Raw genomic sequence first — 19,249 nt, 5'->3', positions numbered from 1 at the left:
ATTATCCTTTTAATAACTCCAAATAAAACTTTTCACCAATTTTTTGTTTTTCTCTTCTAAACTTTTCAAAATCATTTATAAACTCTTCTATTTTTTTCTCATCTTTTATAAACTCTTCTATCTGATTTATGTACTCTTCCTTTGTTTCTACAAAATATTTAGAAGGTATCCAGTTTCCATCAGCATCATTACCTTTAAAAATTGTTGTTGGAATTTTAGCACAAGCAGCCATTAAATTACTAACTCCACTACCTGTAATTCTTGGTAAGATATATAAAGTTTTAAAATTATTATTATTTAACTCTTTGAAAAAAGTATATAAACTATTTATAAATTCTATACAAATGATTCTATTACTATTAAATTCAATTTTATTTTCTAATATTGATAATATTCTTTCTTTGCTATCACCTATCAAGATTAAATATAAATTATTATGCTTCAACATAATGTTATTTAATATATCTATATATTTGTTATCTATACTATCGGCATATCGTTGTTTAGACGATACAAATATAATACTTTCTTTTTCTAAACTTTCAATTATTATCTTTTCTTTATTAGAGATATTTTCATCTTCTTCCCATTTAAAAGGTGAAAAGTTTACATTGATTGGCAGTATTGCATTTTTATATTTGTTTAGCAAATTACTGTTGGAAGTTAATACATAATCATAATTGCTACATTCTACCTCTTCTTTTGCCCCTGTAGTTAAATATATTTTTTTTGAACATAACTTAGGCATAATTATTTGAAGCAAATCAGATTTACATTTACCTCCACTAAACACTACTATATCTTTTTTCGTTAAATTTAAACTATTAAAAAAGTTAATGACATTTTCTATATAATCTTTTAATTTTATATTTCCATTATTTTTATTTAATATATGTACCTTAACTTTATCCCTCTCAATTTTATACATATTATAAAGATCTTCTTTAATTTTATTTTCTATTTGTTCATAATCTACATTCATAAAATCTTTCCATTTAATTCCTCTATTTGTTAAATATGAAAGATGAGAATGATTAGCTAATATAAAATTCACTTCTATTCCATTTTTTATATAAACATTAGCTATATCTGCATTTATTTTCAAAAAATTACTTGTACTTTTTTCCCATAAGGGAAAGATATTTGTAAGAAAAAACACTCTTGGTTGACTCTCTAAATCTTCATCACAATTTATATGTTTTCTATTAAGTATACTTTCATAATAGGTATATAAAACATCTCTTATTAATGGTACTTTTTTAATTTCAAGTTCTTTATAAAACTTTAGTTTTAAATTTCTAGCAATAAAATTCAAATACCCTTTTTGCACAATTGCAAGCAAGATTCTTTTTATTATTTGCTTCAATTTTTAATCTCCTTGATATACTTGAATATATTATTATTAATTAAATATACTAAAATAAGATATAATACTATATAAATAATATATATTATTATAATAGTAAATAAACTACTAGTAAATTTATACTTTATCAAATAGACAAAAGACGATACTATTAGTCCTATAAATATATTTAAAAAAATATTTTTATAATACTCAAAAAAAGTCGTATCAATAACTTTTTTAATAACAAATAAATAATTTACTATCAAGTTTAAAACTACAAGTACAGAATAACCAATAGGTACATAATTTATGTTTCCACTATTTACAGATAAATAGACAACTAAAAAACTTACTATTAAGCTGTAAATATTCCAATAAAACCCTATCTTAACTTTCCCTGTAGCTGTCAATAAACTACCTATAGGCGTTCCTATAGCTACAAAAATTGCATAAATCACAAAACCTTTTATAATGTTACTTGCATTTATCCAGTCACTACCTAAAAAGATAAAAACTATATCATCAGCTAAAATAAAAAATAAAAAATATACTGGAATCACTATAAAAGAGATAATAGATATAACCTTTATATAAATAATCTTTAGTTTATCTCTATTTTGTTGCAGTTTTCCAAGCAAAGGATAAATGATCTTTTGTATAATTGGCATCATAATAGATAAAATTTGAAAAATAAGTTTTTTGCCTATGTTATAAACTCCTAAAACTTCTTGAGAAAAAAACTTACCTATAAGAATAACATCTAAAGATCCCGTAATGGAACCTATTATTTTACTACCAGAAAAATATAGTCCAAACTTCATAGCATCTTTTATTTCTGAAAAATTAAAATAAAATTTTATCTTATGATACTTCATTCCCTTAAAAACTATAATAATGCTATAAAGAAGAGAAGAGAGTATAGTCGAGTAAATTAATGCTAAAACGCCAAAATCATTAAGAGCTAAAAATAGTGCAATTAAAAAATTTGCAAGTACTTTTATCATATTTGCAACTTCAATAACTTTAAACTCCATCTCTTTTTGAAATAAAACAACATACTGCATTGCAAACGAACTAAATATAAATGTAACTGCAATTAATCTAATATAAATTTCAAGATTTTGAATATTTGCATAAAAATGTGCAATAAATGGAGATAACAAATATATAACTAAATACATAAACAGTGCTAAAAATACATTCATCCAATACATTGAATGAAGTTCATTTTGAGTAATATTATCTTGTTTATGTATGATAATCCTACTAATTCCTAAATCTACAAAAAGATTTGCAAATCCAATGATAACCATAAGTATAGCCATAATCCCATAAACTTCAGGTCCTAAAATACGAGCCAAAATGATTAACTGTAAAAAAGATATTCCTGCAGTAAATATGCTAGAAAGCGATGTCCACTTTAAGCCACTTATAGTTTTTCGTTTTAATGACATTTTATTTTTGTTTGATTATTTTGGCCGGAACTCCAGCTACTATACAGTTATCAGGCACATTTTTAACAACTACCGCATTTGCTCCAATTTCTACATAATTACCTATTTTCACCTTACCAACAACAACTGCACCAGCACCAATTGAAACATTATTACCAATAACAGCTACATCATCAATTTCTCTCTTATTGCCAATAGTAACATTTTGTAAAATTGTAAAGTAATCTCCAATTTTAGCATTGGAGTTTATGACTATACCTATTGGATGTGGTATTCTAAAACCTTTCCCTATTTTTACTTTAGGTTTTATTTCTATATTAAACTTATGTTTGTAATGATTATAAAATTTTAATGCTATCTTAAAAGCTATCTTTTCTACTAAATTCTTATCTTTTTTATTGATCATAAAGTTACAATATCGTAGTAGTAGTAGTAGTAATTTATATTTATTATTAAATATTTTTTCTTTAAAAGAAAGGGATTTACCAAAATTAACTTTTTCATCTTCATTTATATATTCTTTAAATTTTTCATAACTTTTTATCATAAAAATCCTTTATAACGTCTATTACTCTTTCTACGTCTTTTGCTTTAAGTTCATAATACATAGGCAACCTTATCAATCTTTCACTCTCTTTAGTAGTAAACTCATCAACTCCATTAAATCTACCAAATCTTTTGCCTGCTTCACTACTATGTAAAGGTACATAATGAAACACAGCATTAATACCTTTAGATTTTAGATGTTCCAAAAGATCTGTTCTGGTTCTTAAATCTTTAACTTTAATGTAAAACATATGAGCATTATGAATACACTCTTGTGGAATAACTGGCAACTCTAAAAAGCCATCATATTCTAAACTTTTTAGTCCTTCATAGTACATTTTCCAACTTTCAAGTCTATTGTTATTTATCTCATCAGCTTTTTCTAACTGACCCCAAAGATAAGAAGCACTAATATCATTCATAAGATAACTGCTTCCTATATCTACCCAAGAGTATTTATCTACCATCCCTCTGAAAAATTGGCTTCTATTTGTTCCTTTTTCTCGAATAATCTCTGCTCTTTCTTTAAAACGATCATCATTTATGATAAGCAAACCACCTTCACCACCACTCGTATAGTTCTTTGTTTCGTGAAAACTAAAAGCTCCTAAATGCCCTATAGTTCCCAATGGTTTACCTTTGTAACTACTCATCATGCCTTGAGCAGCATCTTCTATGACAAAAAGATTGTATATATCTGCTATCTTCATAATAGCATCCATCTTGCAACCAACACCAGCATAATGTACTGGAACTATGGCTTTAGTTTTCTCTGTAATAGCAGATTCTATCTTTGTTTCATCTATGTTTAGAGTATCTGGTCGAATATCTACAAAAACAACTTTAGCTCCCCTTAACACAAAAGCATTTGCAGTAGATACAAATGTATATGATGGCATAATAACTTCATCACCAGGTTGAATGTTTATGAGCATTGCAGCCATTTCTAAAGCGTGAGTACAAGATGGAGTTAAAAGAGCTTTTTTACATTTTAATTTTTCTTCAAACCAACTTTGGCATTTTTTACTAAAAATTCCATCGCCACTAATTTTAGAACTATGCAAAGACTCTAAAACATATTTATCTTCATTGCCTGTGTATGGTGATTTATTGAATGGAATCATTTTTTTCTCTTATATTATTTTTTTACAAAATTTTATAAAACAAATTTTATTATTAATTTTATCAATAGTAAAATATAATCTAAAATCTTTATTTATCCAAGTATGCCAATTTGCAATTTCTTTATTTCCATTGCAATTTACTATACTTAATTCTCTTTTAAATTTAATCAATCTTGTGTCAGATTCTATTTTTGTATTTGAGCAACATTTTGAAAAATCTAAATGTATAGATTCATTTTTTTTAATATAATAATCAATATTTTTCATAAAATTTCTAACTATTTTACCATAAACTGAATTAAAGCTATATTTACATAATTCTTCAAAACATTCATCAGTAATATTAACAAATTTATACAAAACATTAATTGACTCTTTCCATTTTTGCCAATTATTTATTTCATTTTGATAGTTTTTATTTAATGAATCAACAATTTCATTTTTATTTTCTATACAAAAATTAGCTAATTTATGACTATTATTTTTACATTCAATAAATATATATTCTTTTGTAAGCTCTTCTATATCGCACAATTTTGTAGATAAAATTGGTGCATTATGATACAAAGCACAAGCTAAAAAACTATCTAAGATATCTATATTCATCTCTTTAATTTTACAATCACCTAAAACTATATTTTCATTATCACTATACTCATCAAACTCATTAGAACAAAACGGTATATTCTTAGTAATTTTTACCAATAATATTTCTTTCATATCTCTTGGCAAGTTTTTTAAAAAATAATACAAACTTTGATTATTATATTTAAATTGAGAAATGTTAGAATCAAAAATAATTTCTACTTCAATTTCCCTTAAATTTTTTAATAAATAAATCAAATTTTTAAAAAATTCTATTATAGTTTCATTCATTAAACTGCTTTTGAAATTTTCTAAGCATATTTGATTTAAATAGATATATTTCATAACAAATCCATTAAATCATTTTCATATTGATCAAAAAAGCCTTTTGGCCAATGAGAAAGTTGTGCATCTTTATTTATTTCTATTTTATGTAATTTATGCTCACCTAAATTATCACCCTTTGAAAAAAAGTTAAATAATACATCATTATTTGAAATAATACCCTTTTTTACTGCTTTTCTTATTCCATTTATAATATGATCACTATGAGTTTCTAATATAATCTGAATCCCAGCATTTGCACAAATAGCAAAAAACTCTCCTAATTTTGATTGAGCAGATGGATGAAGATGAGATTCTGGATTTTCTATAATTACTATAGATTTATTTACAAAAGAAGCCATTAAACAACTTACTATTATAGGTAGTATATAACTCGCACCATATGGCATATGAACAGGAGATGTAAAATCTAAGATGCTTGAAGGATAATTTGTAATTTCAAGAAGTGATATATTTACCTCTTCTAATGTTTTAGTATTTATTCTTGCACCATCTAAAATATATGAAAGCCAATGGTTAATTTCACTTAATAGTGAACTATTTTTAATCTCTTTGTTGAAATAAATATTTTTATTTTTAATAATTTCATCTTTATATTCATTGATAACATAAGGAGTAAATTCTCCAAATTTACCAACTTTTTTACTCATATTACTAACAGGATATTGTAGTCTTGGACCATACCTATCAGCACTAATAAAATCTATAACTTTTGATACAAAATTTTCTATATAATATCGCCTCATAATAAATTCTTCTTGCGAAGTTACTAAATGTTTATCATTTGAAGTATTTTTTATATCTTTATTTTTAAAAATAATTCTTTCATTAGCTTCATCAACCATATAACTAAACTCTACACTCCCTTTGTCAAACTCTAAAAGGAAAGAAATAATATCTTCTTTTGCATTATGATACAAAATATTTTTAGCAACTCCAGCTTCAAGATAATAACCATTTAAAACTAAACTATAATAAGGTTGATTACTTTGTAATAATAAAAGCAAACTATGAATAATAGTCGATTTTCCACTACCATTTATTCCTGATAATACAGTCAAATTTTTAAATTCCACTTCTTGATGCTCAAAACATTTAAAATTTTTTAGTGTTATTTTTTTCATTTTCAAACCTTAAAAATATTTTTGATTTTATCAAATCTATACATTACATTATCATAATTATTAGTTGATCGTGAGATAGAAAGTTCAAATGTTTTATCATTTGTTAATAAATCTCTTAAATGTTTTTCTATTACTTTTTTGTTAGAAATTAAATACTCATCACTATAATCAACAATGAAATAATTAATTGTTTCAAAAAGAGATTTATTTATAGGTCTTTTTTTGTCATCAACCAGATAAATTTTTCTATAAGAATATTCATTAAATACTATAAAAGTTTTTTCTAAAGCACTATAAACATAATTTTTTAATTTATCAATTTCTTTATCATTCATATCGTTAATACCTTTCATTGTATTTGCTAAAAAAACAGATAAATTATTTGATTTTGGATAATTTTCATATTTATGAATTTTAAAAGCCAAAAACCTAAGAATTAATTCCCTATCTGCCATCCTTTTTGTCATAGCAGAAGTTGGTGAGACTACTTTTTTAAAAATATTTGAATTACTTATTTCTTTTAATAATTCTGTTGATTTACCATTATAAATAGCATGTCTTAATTCTTGAGGAGAAAGAGGTGATCCTAAAGTGTTAATACGAGTAAAAATATTAAGAGCTATTTCCTCTGGAGTATTTGGTCTGACTAAATAAAGTGTCAACTTATAATCTTCTATTCTTCTTTGATAATTTCTATCTAAATCTTTATAATATTTTCCTTCTAATTCTTTTAAAAACTCAAGATTTTTCAATGGATATTCATTTTTTGTAAATCTTATAATACTACTTAATCTTTGCAATCCATCAATAACTATCCATCTACTCTCATCTCTTGCATCTATATAAAAACTTGGAATTGGTATTTTTATTAAAATAGATTCAATTAATCTACTTCTTTGTTTATCATTCCAAACTTCATTTCTTTGAAAATCAGGATTCAAAATAAGCTCTTTATTTTCATACTTTTTTATCATTCTGTCAACATATTCAGGTTCATTTAAAATATCTATTTTAGACACATCATATGGTTCACTTATATTACTCAACTCTTCTTTTTCTATATCATCTACTATTTCAATCTCTTGTGTCATTTTCATTCCTTGTATAAAAAATTATTTCTCATAATTTTTTTTAATTAGATAAATCTTTTATACTATTTTTATTTTTTATTTTAATTTTCTTGATCTAAAATAAAATCTTTTTAGATGATCAAATGATTCATATGTTTCAAACAAAAGTTCAATCGATATTTGATTTCTTTTCGATTCTATTTCTGCATAAGTCGGTTTGATATACTCTTGATAAAATTCAAACACATCTTTTATCTGCATAATTTACCCTAAAATCTTATCTATCTCTTGATTAATCTTTTAATGCGTAATAATCCCATCTCTTAAAACATTTCCTCTTCCAATAAAAGGAAACTCTGTAGTTATTTTGATTTTCCTCTTACTTTGTTTTTCTAATAACCTATCTAATTTATTTAAAGTCCTTTCATAATTATTGACTTTTATACTTTTTTAAACAAACTGTTTCAAATGTTGAGTATTTTCTCCTATCAATACAATCAAACCATATATCTTCTTGTTGCTCTATAAACTCAATTCTTTCTAAAAAAGATTTTGTATGATATTCTTTTGGAATAATAACTACACCAGTATCATCACAGACAGCAATTGCCCCTTGATATTTTTCTTTATGTTTTTTTATTATTTTATTTTGCTCTGAACTTAACTCAACCTTATCATTTATATATCCAACAGGACTAAATCCTTTGCACCATATCTTCCAATTTTCTTTTATAAGTCTTGGTGCATCTCTTAAAAGTCCATTTGTAACAATTGCACTTGCTTGTTTATAAAGAAGCAAATATTTTGAAACCAAATCACCAAAAATTGCTTTATCTAAATTATCAAAAGCTTCAATAAAAACTATATCACCATCATTAACTGTCTGAATTTGTTCATGAACATCCCAGTTTGTTCCATTAATTGCATAAGCATAAAATACATTTCCAACTGCAAAATGTCCTTTATTAATTGCATTGGCATTAAATATAGCACCTTGTTTACCTAAACAATCTGCTATTTCTGTAGATGAAACTCTATTTCTTTTTATAAAATCTATAATCTGATTTTTCATAATTTACCCTCCAAATTTAGAAATGATACAAAGTTTTGTTCAAAAATCAAGTTTATTTTGTCATAATTTAGCTTTGCTTCCTTAGTTAAATCTAAATAAATATCAACTGCAGACTCAATACTAAAATCTGGGTAATCTGAACCAAAGAAAATCTTAGAGTAATTAAATTTTATAAAATTAATCATATCTAATCTTACAGAAGTATATCTTAAATAATTTGAAGTAAGAGATAAATCATAATAAATATTTTTTAAATCTCTTGTATAAAGCATATATTCTAAAATTTTATGTCCACCACTATGAGCTAATAGTATTTTATTATTTTTAAAATATTTTGCAATATATATTGACAAATCTAAATTTATATGAGTTTCAAGGCTTGAACCATAGTAAAAACAGTCAATAATAATAAACTCAGGATCAATTTGCTCTATAACATTTACAACTCTTGTAAATTTATCTCTTGTAATGTTGGATAATCTTGGATGTAGTTTAATACCTAAAGTTATTCCATTATTATTTATCTTTTCTAAAAATTCATAATTTGCTAATTCATAATTGATTGCAATTGCAGACAAAGGAAATTGATAAATAAAATCTTTTAAAAAATTTTTTTCAAAAATTTTTTTTTCTTCTTGATTATTTAAAATTAAAATAAATCCATCTAAAGTTTCTGCTTGTTTTTTAAAGTCACTAACTATATCTTTTTCTTTCATATTAAAATGTATATGTGAGTCAAATATTTTAAACATATTCTAGGTATACCTTTTTATCAATGTTTTTAACAATATGTTCTAATTCTTCTTCTGAATTTGCATATGCTATAAAATACCCTAATCTACTTCTATCATCATTTGGCGATGAAATAAAATCACCTTCTTTAAATTCAAAATCAAAATCAATAATATTTTTATTATTAATTAGATATTCTATCCCATGAATTTTTAATACTTTACCAGTTTTAAAATCAAAAAATTTTAGAATTACAAAATTTTTATTTTCATTTTTTTTAATATAAATTTCTTCATCTAAAACAGATTTGATTAATAATTCATTTACATCTACGCCTGATATTACAGGAATAATATGAGAAGAAATTTTTGTCCCGCCACCTCTTATTGCCGCTTCAATAAGATAAAATTTGCTATTATAATACTTGTACTCCACATGTGTAATACCAAAAGAAAGTTTACTAAAAAGGTTATCATTTATATTTTCAAGAGTTTTTTTATCAAACTCATTAAATTTATACTTATAAGTTAATGATTTAGCAACTGATGGCAAATTTTTATAATGTTCTTTAATTGAAATTGCTAATGTATAATGCCTATCAGGTGATTTGAACCCTTCAGCAGTTAGTTCAACTCCTCCAATATATTCTTCAACTAATATTTTATTATTTATAGAAAAACTCATTGTTATATCAAATTTTTCTTTTAATTTTTCAATTGAATCAATTTTAAATACACCACGACTAGATTGATTTGATAATGGCTTGATTACTATAGAATTTTGTATTTCATTAAAAAATTCAATGACATCTTCTAAAGACTCACATAATTTATATCGCGGATGAAAAAGATTTTTAACATTTAATTCTTTTCTCATTCTAAATTTATTAGTATATAATTCGGCTATATCAGTTCCTACACCTTTTAAACCTAATTGATCAGATATATAAGCTACTGTCTTTACAGCTATATCACTTTGATCTGTTATAATACCATCAGGTTTTATTTTATATGCAATTTCTAAATTTTTTTCTCTATCCAAAACATCTACAACAAAAGATTTATCTGCATATTTAAAAGCTAAAGAATCTTTATATAAATTTGTACATATTACATAGTTGCCTAATTCTTTTGCTTTTTTTATTATTGGAATTTGCCACTTACCACCACCTATAACCATTATTTTTTTATTCATTGAAAATACCTTGTTAATTAATTTTAATAACCTTATTTAATATTAGCAATTATAGTATATTTGAATAAAATATACCGATATATAATTTGTATTTTAAAGTTCATATTTACAATACCAATCACTATTTACCAATGCTTGATACAAGGCTGTTTGCCAAGAATTTATGTATCTTTTATTATAAGTCATAAATCTTTTATTTAATTCCGACTTTCTATCTTGTTCACTCATTAGAAAAAGTTTAAATTCTTCTCTAATAGTTGCTAACTCATTAGAAGCTTCTATGGCAAATCTTTTAGCTAAATTATAGTTTTTAAAATGGCTCTCCAATCTTTTTTTATCAGTATCATCCCACTTATTTGGAGCCTTTACAAAAAACTTTACAGATACTGGAGAAGTTTTTTGTACTTCTGCAAACAGCCACTGCTCTTTTGTAAAATCATCATAATATGGATGTAAAGTTTGCTCTTCTTTTACAGTTGTAAAACTTTGACCTTTTCCAGTATTGCAATCTTTACAAGATGGAACTAAATTGTAAGGTAAAACAGAAAAAGTTGGGAACTTACTTTTTGGTAAATAATGATCAAGTGTGCTAACTTGTCCTATACCACAGTATGGACATCTATCTAATGGAGCCAATGAGATTAATTTGTTATATATTTTTCTTGGTTCTTTATTGTCAACCATTTTAGTATATAAATTTTTCAAATCATCTGTTGATATATCGTCAGTGTTAAAAAGATTTTTATAAGACAACATTCCCTTATGATTACTAAAAATATATAAGTCGCCATTTATAGCATACCTTATATATTTTTTTACCATAAGTGCATAGTTTATAACTACTCTATAATACTTATCTTTATCTATAGATTTTTTTATACTATGGACACAAGTCATATAACTTTTTACTGGTTTTATCTCATCGGAAAAAGCTATATATATCATTAAAAAATATCCTTATCAGACAATAAAGCCCTAAGTAATAGCCTTGCTTCAAAACCTAATTGATTACTATATTTTTGAATTATTTGCTCATAAGTTAATCCATTTTCAACATCATCTTTTAATAGCTTATGAAAACCAGATTTGCTAACCTCCAAACCAAATATTTCACGAGTTAATGTCCCTATATTTTCTCCAAAAGTTTCCGTATCTACTCTTTCAGCTTTTGCTTCTAAGCCAAATCTACTCAATTTCCAAACACAACTGCGTGGTACCTCTTGAACTATTACAGGTGAATGAGTAGCAACAATAGCAACAGCATTTCTATCTTTTAAAATATCAGATAGTGTTCTTATAAAAGCAGACAAAAGTGGTGGATGTAAATGCCCCTCTGGTTCATCTAAAAGTAATAAAGTTTTTTCTTCCAAAGTTTCTACTAACTTGGTAATAGTGAGCAAGACAATAGCATGTCCAGAACTTAATCTATCAAATATATATTTAATCTTATTTTCATCCCAATTTTGTTCTAATAATAAAGTTATCTCAAGCTCTTCAAATAACGGATCTGAGTTTAAAGATGATATAGCTTTTTTTAATCTATCTTTTTTGCCCACATGAAAACAGTGCTCAAAACTTTTTACAAATTCAATTGTTAATTGATCGCGATTTTTTAATGATGTTATATTATCTTTTCTAATCTCTTTTAAGCCAATATATTCATATCTTAAACCCTCTGTTTTTATATATGGTTTAAATGGATCAAATGCACTATATGACACAGAAACAACTCTTGAGAAAAAATATCCTTCATTCTGCTTATCAGATATATAATCAAATCTACCTTTATTGCTTGGTTCTTTGATAAGTGTTTTAACTATATTGTTTAACAGATGTGTTTTACCTACACCATTTCTACCTATGAGTACATGAATATTTGTAGGTGGATTAGATTCTGGCTCTACCTTAAATTCCAATCTATACCCAGCTTCATTATTTGTTTGTTTTGTTTCATACGCAAAATTATATCTAGTAAGTATGGCACCGTCATTAAGTATTCGTCGGTACTGTCCTTTTATAGTGGTTAAACTAGTATCTCGAAGTAATGATGTAGTTGTTACATCCTCGTCTAAAGCCTTTTTAAGCAGTTCTTCATTAAAAACTATATCATTTATATTTCTAAGAAACTTTTCTCTCAATTGTCGTTCTAGTGTCATAAGAGTCGAATAATAATGATCACTTTGACCTAAAGAAAAAAATCTTTCATCCAAAAATTCAAACTGTTTTGGTAACTCTATTCTCTCTTCTGTAGTTTGACCAAAATTAGCAATTTTTACATATCCTAATTCACGCTTGTTGCCTTTTTCATCAAATAAAACAATCTCATACAAAGTTTTATAACTATAATCATTCCAATTATCTATTCTTAAATATACTTGAGATTTTCCAGTTTCTGGAAAGCAAGTATTATTTGGAATGACAAAAAAAGTTAATTGCATATCTTTTTATAACCTTATTATCGTATTACTTAGTAGAATTTTCATAAATATTTCTCCAAATACCACTTTACTGTTTTAACTATTCCACTTTCAAAATTTTCATCTGCTTTCCAGCCAAGTTCTTTTTCTATTTTAGTAGCATCTATAGCATAGCGTCTATCGTGACCGGGACGATCAGGTACAAAGGTTATTAAACTTTTGTAAGATGATGGATGATGGATGATAGATGATGAATTAAATTTTTTATTTTTTTCTATAGGTAGAAGTTCATCTAATATTTCACAAATTTTTTCTGCTATATAGATGTTTGTTCTTTCGTTTCTTCCTCCTATGTTGTAGGTCTCTCCTGCTTTGCCTTTATGGTAAGCTAAGTCTATTCCTTTACAGTGATCTAGTATATATAGCCAGTCTCTTATATTTTTCCCATCTCCATAGATTGGTATGGGATTTCCTTGCAAAGCATTTCTTATGATAGTTGGTATGAGTTTTTCATCGTGCTGTTTTGGTCCGTAGTTGTTTGAACAGTTTGTTATGATTGTATTTAAGCCGTAAGTATGGTGGTAGCTTCTTACTATCATATCGCTACTTGCTTTACTTGCACTGTATGGAGAGTTTGGTGCGTATGGAGTCTCTTCTGTAAATAGTCCAGTCTCTCCTAATGTTCCATAAACTTCATCTGTAGATATATGGTGGAATCTACAATTTTCATACTCTTTTTTGTAAGTAAATGGTTTTTCCATCCAGTAATTTTTTGCTACATCTATAAGGGTATATGTTCCATTTACATTTGTCTCTACAAAGACCCCTGGGTTTTTTATAGAGTTATCTACATGACTCTCTGCTGCAAAGTGAATGACACCTCTTATGTCATACTCTTTAAATATATACTCTACCAACTCTCTATTGCAGATATTTCCCTTTATGAACTTATATCTTGGATGTTCTTCTACCTCTTTTAAGTTTTCAAGGTTTCCTGCGTAAGTTAGAAGATCTAAGTTTATGAGTTTATAGTTTGGATACTTTTCTAAAAAGTATGGAATGAAATTACTTCCTATGAATCCTGCTCCACCGGTTATAAGTATATTACTATTACTACTTTTCATTTAACGGTTCATATTTTAGTATTTCGTATGTAATATATATTAATGCAACCATACCTATACTTAACCCTATTTCAAATGCATTCATTATAAGTCCTCCAATAGATTTATCTCTTTGATTATTTTTTTAAACAATAACACGATAATAACAAAATCAATCAATAGTGCAACCACAACCAAATAATTATCTTCAATGTTTTTATTATATAAATATGCTATTAACGAAGACATAATAACAATAGATGTAATAAAAACAGCTTTTAAAAAACCAATAAATTCTTTAACTTTATCTATTTTAGCCATACTATTTCACCAATTCTTGAAGATATTTGCCATATCCATTTTTACTTAATGGCTTTGCAATTTCAAGTACCTTCTCTTTATCTATCCATCCATTTCGGTAAGCTATCTCTTCTAAACAGGCTATTTTGTAACCTTGACGATGCTCGATTGTCTGTACAAATTGACTTGCATCTATTAAACTATCGTGCGTTCCTGTATCTAACCAAGCAAACCCGCGCCCTAAAAGCTCTACTTTTAACTTTCTTCTTTTTAGATACTCTTCATTTACAGATGTGATCTCTAATTCACCACGATCTGAAGGTTTAACATTTTTAGCAATCTCAACTACATCATTATCGTAAAAATATAAACCAGTAACAGCAAAGTTTGATTTTGGTTTTTTGGGTTTCTCTTCTATGCTTATTGCTTGTCTATTTTCATCAAACTCTACTACACCAAATCGTTGTGGATCTTTTACTTGGTATGCAAAAACAATAGCTCCATCTTCTAATTTAGCTGATCTCTGAAGAACAGGAGAAAACCCTTGCCCATAAAAGATATTATCACCTAAAATCAAGCAAACACTATCTTTACCTATAAACTCTTCACCTATTATAAACGCTTCTGCTAAACCATCTGGTGATTTCTGTACCTTATAGGAAAGGTTGATCCCCCAATTGCCACCATCACCCAATAACTCTTCAAATCTTGATAAATCTTTTGGAGTTGAGATAAGTAAAATATCTTTTATCCCTGCAAGCATCAAAACTGAAAGCGGATAGTAGATCATAGGTTTATCGTAAATTGGAAGTAGTTGTTTATTTATAGTCTTAGTTACAGGGTAAAGTCTTGTTCCGCTTCCACCTGCTAAAATGATGCCTTTCATGCAAATAATATTCCTTATTTTCTTATTTAAAATTATATATTTTTAAGTGAATAAAATATTCCTATTAAAAAAAGTAAAACAGTTAAAGCTTTATTTTTTCTAAAATCAATAAAAAATATTGAAATATAAATTAAAAAAAAGCCTATTAACATTTTAGTTGGTAACATTTAACTTATCCTTATATTTAAACTATAATCTATTGTCAACACTATTTTTATCTAAAATTCCTTTAATATCATAAACTACTAAAGAGTCTTTAATATCCGAATTTAAATTTTGGATTATATCATTTAGTTTTTTAAATTCATTATGTGCCACTGCTAAAATGATAGAGTTGTAATTTGTTATTGGTAATTGGTTATTAGTTATTTGTAAAAGATCAATATCATATTCTCTTTTTACTTCTTCTTTATCCGCCCAAGGATCATAAACATCTACATTGCAACCAAACTCTTGAAGCTCTCTAATGACATCTATTACTCTACTGTTTCTGATGTCTGGACAATTCTCTTTAAATGTTATTCCAAGTACTAATACTCTGGAGCCTTTTATGGTGTGACCTTTGTGGATCATCAGTTTTACTACTTTGTTAGCTACATGAATTCCCATATTGTCATTTATTCTTCTACCTGCTAGAATGACTTCTGGATGGTAGCCTACCTCTTTTGCTTTGTATGTTAGGTAGTAAGGATCAACTCCTATGCAGTGACCTCCTACAAGTCCTGGTTTAAAAGGTAAGAAGTTCCACTTTGTTCCGGCTGCTTTTAAGACATCTTGTGTATCTATGCCCAGTTTATCAAAGATAAGAGCCAATTCATTTACGAATGCTATGTTTATGTCTCGTTGGGCATTCTCTATGACTTTAGCAGCTTCTGCTACTTTTATGCTTGGAGCCAAATGGGTTCCTGCACTTATTACGCTTTTATATAGATCATCTATGAATTTTGCAACCTCTGGAGTTGAACCAGATGTTACTTTTAAGATTTTTGTAACTGTATGCTCTTTATCGCCTGGGTTTATACGCTCAGGAGAGTAGCCACAGAAAAAGTCTTCATTAAATTTTAGTCTGCTTACTTTTTCCAAGATAGGAACACAAACCTCTTCTGTAGCTCCTGGGTAAACAGTTGACTCATAGATTACAATATCATCTTTTTTCAGAACTTTTCCTATGGTTTCACTCGCTTTTTTCAGCGGTGTCAGGTCTGGGGTTTTATGCTCATCTATTGGAGTTGGAACTGTTACTATGTAGATGTTGCAATCTTTAATATCTTCTAATTGATTTGTAAACTCCATTCCATTGGAGATAGCTTCTTTAACCTGCTCTTCACTTAACTCCAAGGTTCTATCGTAACCATTTCTGAGTTCATCTATTCTGCTTTGAGCAATATCAAAACCTACTACTTTAAATTTAGCGCTGAATGCGTGGGCAAGGGGAAGCCCTACGTAACCTAGACCTATTATTGCTATTTTTGGATTTTTTATATTTATATTGTAATTACTCATTAATAGTTCCTCATATACTTTCTGGCACCCCAATCTGATAATACTCAAACCCTTTTTTATTCATCTTCTCAATGTTATACTGGTTTCGTCCATCAAAGATGATAGGATTTTTCAGTCTCTGTTTCATCTCATCAAAGTCAGGGCTTCTAAACTCTTTCCACTCTGTAACCAAAAGCATTGCATCAGCACCGTTTAGTGCATCATATTTGCTTTGAGTATATTCTACGTTTGGATTATCTTTTAGGTAAAACTCTTTTGCTTCATCCATTGCTTTAGGATCGTAAGCTTTTATTTTAGCACCTCTTTTAGTGAGTTCATTTATGATTGTAATAGAGCTAGCCTCTCTCATATCATCAGTTTCAGGTTTAAAGCTAAGTCCCCAGATGGCAAATGTTTTTCCATTTAAATCTTCACCAAATCTTTTTATTACTTTTTGGGCAAGTACTCTTTTTTGATCTCTGTTTACCTCTTCTACTGCTTGGATAATTCTTGGTTTATATCCTGCATCTAGAGCTATTTTATTTAGAGCTTGAACATCTTTAGGAAAACAGCTTCCACCGTAACCGCAACCTGGATAGATGAAACTATAGCCTATACGTTTATCGCTTCCTATTCCTATGCGTACTTTATTTACATCTGCTCCTACTCTTTCACAGATGTTTGCTATCTCATTCATAAAGCTAATTTTTGTAGCCAAGATTGCGTTAGCTGCATATTTAGTCATCTCAGCGCTTCTTACATCCATTGCTATGAAGCGTTCGTGGTTATGGGTAAATGGAGCGTATAGTTCTTTCATAACTTCCAAAGTCTCTTCATTTTCAGCACCGATTACTACACGATCTGGTTTCATAAAATCTTCAATAGCAGAGCCCTCTTTTAGGAATTCTGGGTTACTTACTACTTCAAAAGGAATATTTACTTTACGTTTATCTAACTCTTTTTGGATTGTCTCTTTTACTTTATCAGCAGTTCCTACTGGAACAGTTGATTTATCTACTACAATCATTTTATGAGTCATATATTTACCAATATCTTGGGCAACTTTTAGGACATATTGTAAATCTGCACTTCCATCTTCACCTTGAGGGGTTCCAACTGCTATGAAGATGACATCTGATTTTTTTAGAGCCTCTTTAATGTCTGTAGTAAATTCCAAAGTACCTTTTTTATAGTTCTCTTTGACCATACTCTCTAGGCCCGGCTCATAGATGGGAATAATACCTTGTTTTAGTTTTTCTATTTTGTTTTCATCTATATCTACGCAGATTACGCTATTGCCCATCTCGGCAAAGCAGGTGCCTGTTACCAGACCTACGTAGCCGGTGCCTACCATGCTTAGTTTCATTTTAACTAAAGTCCTTTGGAAGTTATAATTAAGTGTTGTATTTTATTTTGATTTGACTTTGAAGATGATTAAAGTTGGTTAATTGAAAAAGTAAACCTTTGACCTGCTTATTATGCTTTTTACAATTAATTTCACTACCTAATTGTCTTTAGCAATTGGTAGTTCACCCTAATTGTTTGAGTAATTCTTCTAAAAGAGTTTGTTTGAGTACTTCATACTCCACAAGCTCTATCGCCGGATTCTCTACTCCCTCCGTATCAAACGGATCTTCTTTTTTTGCTTGGATCAGTTGAACAATATCTTCGGGAAGATAAGTGATACGATAGTATCTGATCGTTTCGATTAGATTTTTTCCGGTAAATCCTTTGTGTTTGATCAGATAAACCACATCATAAAGATCCCGGATCTTATTACGATCGAGAAGCAATAGGGATTTAAGTTTGAAAATACTTTCTATCGAAGCGATATGTAATGACCCATAAGGGAGGGCATCATCTTTTTGGAGTATTTCACTTTCATAAATGTTGCTGGAAGGATTGATCATAAAATCGACTTTAACTCCATCGATGATGAAACGCTGCATTATTTCGTGGATATCGCCGCCTTCATTGATAGCCGTATCAATAATGCCCTGGTCAAACTCGATAGGAATCACATTTTCAAATTGAGTTAAAAAATCCAATGTCGGTAGCGTATCTGCGAAAGGAAAACAGATATCCAGATCGAAACTCTCTCTGTGTCCAACATGATACGCCAAAGCGGTACCGCCAATCAGAATCGCTCGATATTCTTTAAAAAGCGGAATCTCTTTGAATCGCTTCAGAAGTGTGTTTGTTTGAGGATTAATCATGCGCTTTGAGGAAGTGTCTTGATATGAGAAAGCACACTTTGTATCAGTCTATCAGATAGATGATCTCTATGCTTGATCAAAGCAGTAAGCACTTTTTCTTCACCAAAAAACTCTACAAGTTTATCGATAACAAAATCGTTATAGGCTTTTTGAAGTGTCGAGACGATAAAGATATCAATGGGAACTTTTTTATCTTTTGCATTGTTCCACAATACGGCTCTTGGCATTCCTGCCTCTATCAGTTCACCAGC

Annotated in this window: 19 protein-coding genes; all 19 read right to left on the bottom strand. The window is 27.8% G+C overall.

The window, feature by feature from the left end:
- Window position 1 precedes the first annotated feature (1 nt).
- The gene (locus tag BM227_RS00095; protein WP_092909680.1) at window positions 2-1,366 is read right to left on the bottom strand and encodes a hypothetical protein; all 1,365 of its coding nucleotides are present in this window, start codon (window positions 1,364-1,366) and stop codon (window positions 2-4) included.
- Complete coding sequence (locus BM227_RS00090; protein WP_092909676.1) at window positions 1,363-2,802, bottom strand: MOP flippase family protein; 1,440 nt, start codon at window positions 2,800-2,802, stop codon at window positions 1,363-1,365. The genes BM227_RS00095 and BM227_RS00090 overlap by 4 nt, the downstream gene beginning before the upstream one ends.
- 1 nt (window position 2,803) lies before the next feature.
- Entirely contained in the window at window positions 2,804-3,349 is a 546-nt protein-coding gene (locus tag BM227_RS00085) for a serine O-acetyltransferase (protein WP_092909671.1), read from the bottom strand.
- A complete protein-coding gene (rffA, locus tag BM227_RS00080; RefSeq protein WP_092909669.1) occupies window positions 3,333-4,472 on the bottom strand; it encodes a dTDP-4-amino-4,6-dideoxygalactose transaminase in 1,140 nt (379 codons plus the stop codon). Before rffA ends, BM227_RS00085 begins: the two co-directional genes overlap by 17 nt.
- Window positions 4,473-4,481: 9 nt before the next feature.
- Window positions 4,482-5,348 (bottom strand): hypothetical protein, encoded by an 867-nt coding sequence (locus BM227_RS00075; protein ID WP_143089666.1) that lies wholly within the window; start codon window positions 5,346-5,348, stop codon window positions 4,482-4,484.
- 50 nt (window positions 5,349-5,398) lie between these two features.
- The gene (locus BM227_RS00070) at window positions 5,399-6,526 is read right to left on the bottom strand and encodes an AAA family ATPase (RefSeq protein WP_092909663.1); all 1,128 of its coding nucleotides are present in this window, start codon (window positions 6,524-6,526) and stop codon (window positions 5,399-5,401) included.
- Between the two features lie 2 nt (window positions 6,527-6,528).
- A complete protein-coding gene (locus tag BM227_RS00065) occupies window positions 6,529-7,617 on the bottom strand; it encodes a DUF262 domain-containing protein (RefSeq protein WP_177201931.1) in 1,089 nt (362 codons plus the stop codon).
- Window positions 7,618-8,026: 409 nt separating this feature from the next.
- Window positions 8,027-8,668 carry an RraA family protein gene (locus tag BM227_RS00060; protein ID WP_092909659.1) on the bottom strand — a complete coding sequence of 214 codons (642 nt, stop codon included), beginning with the start codon at window positions 8,666-8,668 and terminating at the stop codon, window positions 8,027-8,029.
- Entirely contained in the window at window positions 8,665-9,384 is a 720-nt protein-coding gene (locus BM227_RS00055) for an amidohydrolase family protein (protein ID WP_143089665.1), read from the bottom strand. The genes BM227_RS00060 and BM227_RS00055 overlap by 4 nt, the downstream gene beginning before the upstream one ends.
- A 28-nt stretch (window positions 9,385-9,412) precedes the next feature.
- Window positions 9,413-10,594, bottom strand: coding sequence for an ATP-grasp domain-containing protein (locus tag BM227_RS00050; protein ID WP_092909654.1), 1,182 nt, complete (start codon window positions 10,592-10,594; stop codon window positions 9,413-9,415).
- A gap of 93 nt (window positions 10,595-10,687) precedes the next feature.
- A complete protein-coding gene (locus BM227_RS00045; protein ID WP_092909651.1) occupies window positions 10,688-11,539 on the bottom strand; it encodes an HNH endonuclease in 852 nt (283 codons plus the stop codon).
- Window positions 11,539-13,032 carry an AAA family ATPase gene (locus BM227_RS00040; RefSeq protein WP_092909648.1) on the bottom strand — a complete coding sequence of 498 codons (1,494 nt, stop codon included), beginning with the start codon at window positions 13,030-13,032 and terminating at the stop codon, window positions 11,539-11,541. Before BM227_RS00040 ends, BM227_RS00045 begins: the two co-directional genes overlap by 1 nt.
- A 41-nt stretch (window positions 13,033-13,073) precedes the next feature.
- Entirely contained in the window at window positions 13,074-14,135 is a 1,062-nt protein-coding gene (gene rfbB / locus BM227_RS00035; protein WP_092909645.1) for a dTDP-glucose 4,6-dehydratase, read from the bottom strand.
- A gap of 84 nt (window positions 14,136-14,219) precedes the next feature.
- The gene (locus tag BM227_RS00030) at window positions 14,220-14,435 is read right to left on the bottom strand and encodes a hypothetical protein (RefSeq protein WP_092909643.1); all 216 of its coding nucleotides are present in this window, start codon (window positions 14,433-14,435) and stop codon (window positions 14,220-14,222) included.
- A 1-nt stretch (window position 14,436) separates the two neighbouring features.
- Window positions 14,437-15,300, bottom strand: coding sequence for a glucose-1-phosphate thymidylyltransferase RfbA (rfbA, locus tag BM227_RS00025; RefSeq protein WP_092909640.1), 864 nt, complete (start codon window positions 15,298-15,300; stop codon window positions 14,437-14,439).
- A 189-nt stretch (window positions 15,301-15,489) separates the two neighbouring features.
- Window positions 15,490-16,803 (bottom strand): Vi polysaccharide biosynthesis UDP-N-acetylglucosamine C-6 dehydrogenase TviB, encoded by a 1,314-nt coding sequence (tviB, locus tag BM227_RS00020; protein WP_092909637.1) that lies wholly within the window; start codon window positions 16,801-16,803, stop codon window positions 15,490-15,492.
- Between the two features lie 10 nt (window positions 16,804-16,813).
- Window positions 16,814-18,148: a UDP-glucose dehydrogenase family protein gene (locus tag BM227_RS00015; protein ID WP_092909634.1), complete on the bottom strand. Its 1,335-nt coding sequence runs from the start codon at window positions 18,146-18,148 to the stop codon at window positions 16,814-16,816.
- 163 nt (window positions 18,149-18,311) lie between these two features.
- Window positions 18,312-18,998: a nucleotidyl transferase AbiEii/AbiGii toxin family protein gene (locus BM227_RS00010; RefSeq protein ID WP_092909631.1), complete on the bottom strand. Its 687-nt coding sequence runs from the start codon at window positions 18,996-18,998 to the stop codon at window positions 18,312-18,314.
- A partial coding sequence (locus BM227_RS12655; RefSeq protein WP_177201930.1) for a hypothetical protein occupies window positions 18,995-19,249 on the bottom strand: 255 nt, incomplete at its 5' end. The genes BM227_RS00010 and BM227_RS12655, both read right to left, overlap by 4 nt.

The sequence above is a fragment of the Hydrogenimonas thermophila genome (assembly GCF_900115615.1).
GTDB classification, from domain to species: Bacteria; Campylobacterota; Campylobacteria; order Campylobacterales; family Hydrogenimonadaceae; genus Hydrogenimonas; species Hydrogenimonas thermophila.
Note: the sequence above shows the minus strand (reverse complement) of the source record. Positions and strands in the feature narration are given on the sequence as shown.

Coding starts and splice junctions, on each gene's coding strand:
- BM227_RS00090 (WP_092909676.1), bottom strand. CDS start 2,802: ATGTCATTAAAACGAAAAACTATAAGTGGCTTAAAGTGGACATCGCTT.
- BM227_RS00085 (WP_092909671.1), bottom strand. CDS start 3,349: ATGATAAAAAGTTATGAAAAATTTAAAGAATATATAAATGAAGATGAA.
- rffA (WP_092909669.1), bottom strand. CDS start 4,472: ATGATTCCATTCAATAAATCACCATACACAGGCAATGAAGATAAATAT.
- BM227_RS00075 (WP_143089666.1), bottom strand. CDS start 5,348: ATGAATGAAACTATAATAGAATTTTTTAAAAATTTGATTTATTTATTA.
- BM227_RS00070 (WP_092909663.1), bottom strand. CDS start 6,526: ATGAAAAAAATAACACTAAAAAATTTTAAATGTTTTGAGCATCAAGAA.
- BM227_RS00065 (WP_177201931.1), bottom strand. CDS start 7,617: ATGACACAAGAGATTGAAATAGTAGATGATATAGAAAAAGAAGAGTTG.
- BM227_RS00060 (WP_092909659.1), bottom strand. CDS start 8,668: ATGAAAAATCAGATTATAGATTTTATAAAAAGAAATAGAGTTTCATCT.
- BM227_RS00055 (WP_143089665.1), bottom strand. CDS start 9,384: ATGAAAGAAAAAGATATAGTTAGTGACTTTAAAAAACAAGCAGAAACT.
- BM227_RS00050 (WP_092909654.1), bottom strand. CDS start 10,594: ATGAATAAAAAAATAATGGTTATAGGTGGTGGTAAGTGGCAAATTCCA.
- BM227_RS00045 (WP_092909651.1), bottom strand. CDS start 11,539: ATGATATATATAGCTTTTTCCGATGAGATAAAACCAGTAAAAAGTTAT.
- BM227_RS00040 (WP_092909648.1), bottom strand. CDS start 13,032: ATGCAATTAACTTTTTTTGTCATTCCAAATAATACTTGCTTTCCAGAA.
- rfbB (WP_092909645.1), bottom strand. CDS start 14,135: ATGAAAAGTAGTAATAGTAATATACTTATAACCGGTGGAGCAGGATTC.
- BM227_RS00030 (WP_092909643.1), bottom strand. CDS start 14,435: ATGGCTAAAATAGATAAAGTTAAAGAATTTATTGGTTTTTTAAAAGCT.
- rfbA (WP_092909640.1), bottom strand. CDS start 15,300: ATGAAAGGCATCATTTTAGCAGGTGGAAGCGGAACAAGACTTTACCCT.
- tviB (WP_092909637.1), bottom strand. CDS start 16,803: ATGAGTAATTACAATATAAATATAAAAAATCCAAAAATAGCAATAATA.
- BM227_RS00015 (WP_092909634.1), bottom strand. CDS start 18,148: ATGAAACTAAGCATGGTAGGCACCGGCTACGTAGGTCTGGTAACAGGC.
- BM227_RS00010 (WP_092909631.1), bottom strand. CDS start 18,998: ATGATTAATCCTCAAACAAACACACTTCTGAAGCGATTCAAAGAGATT.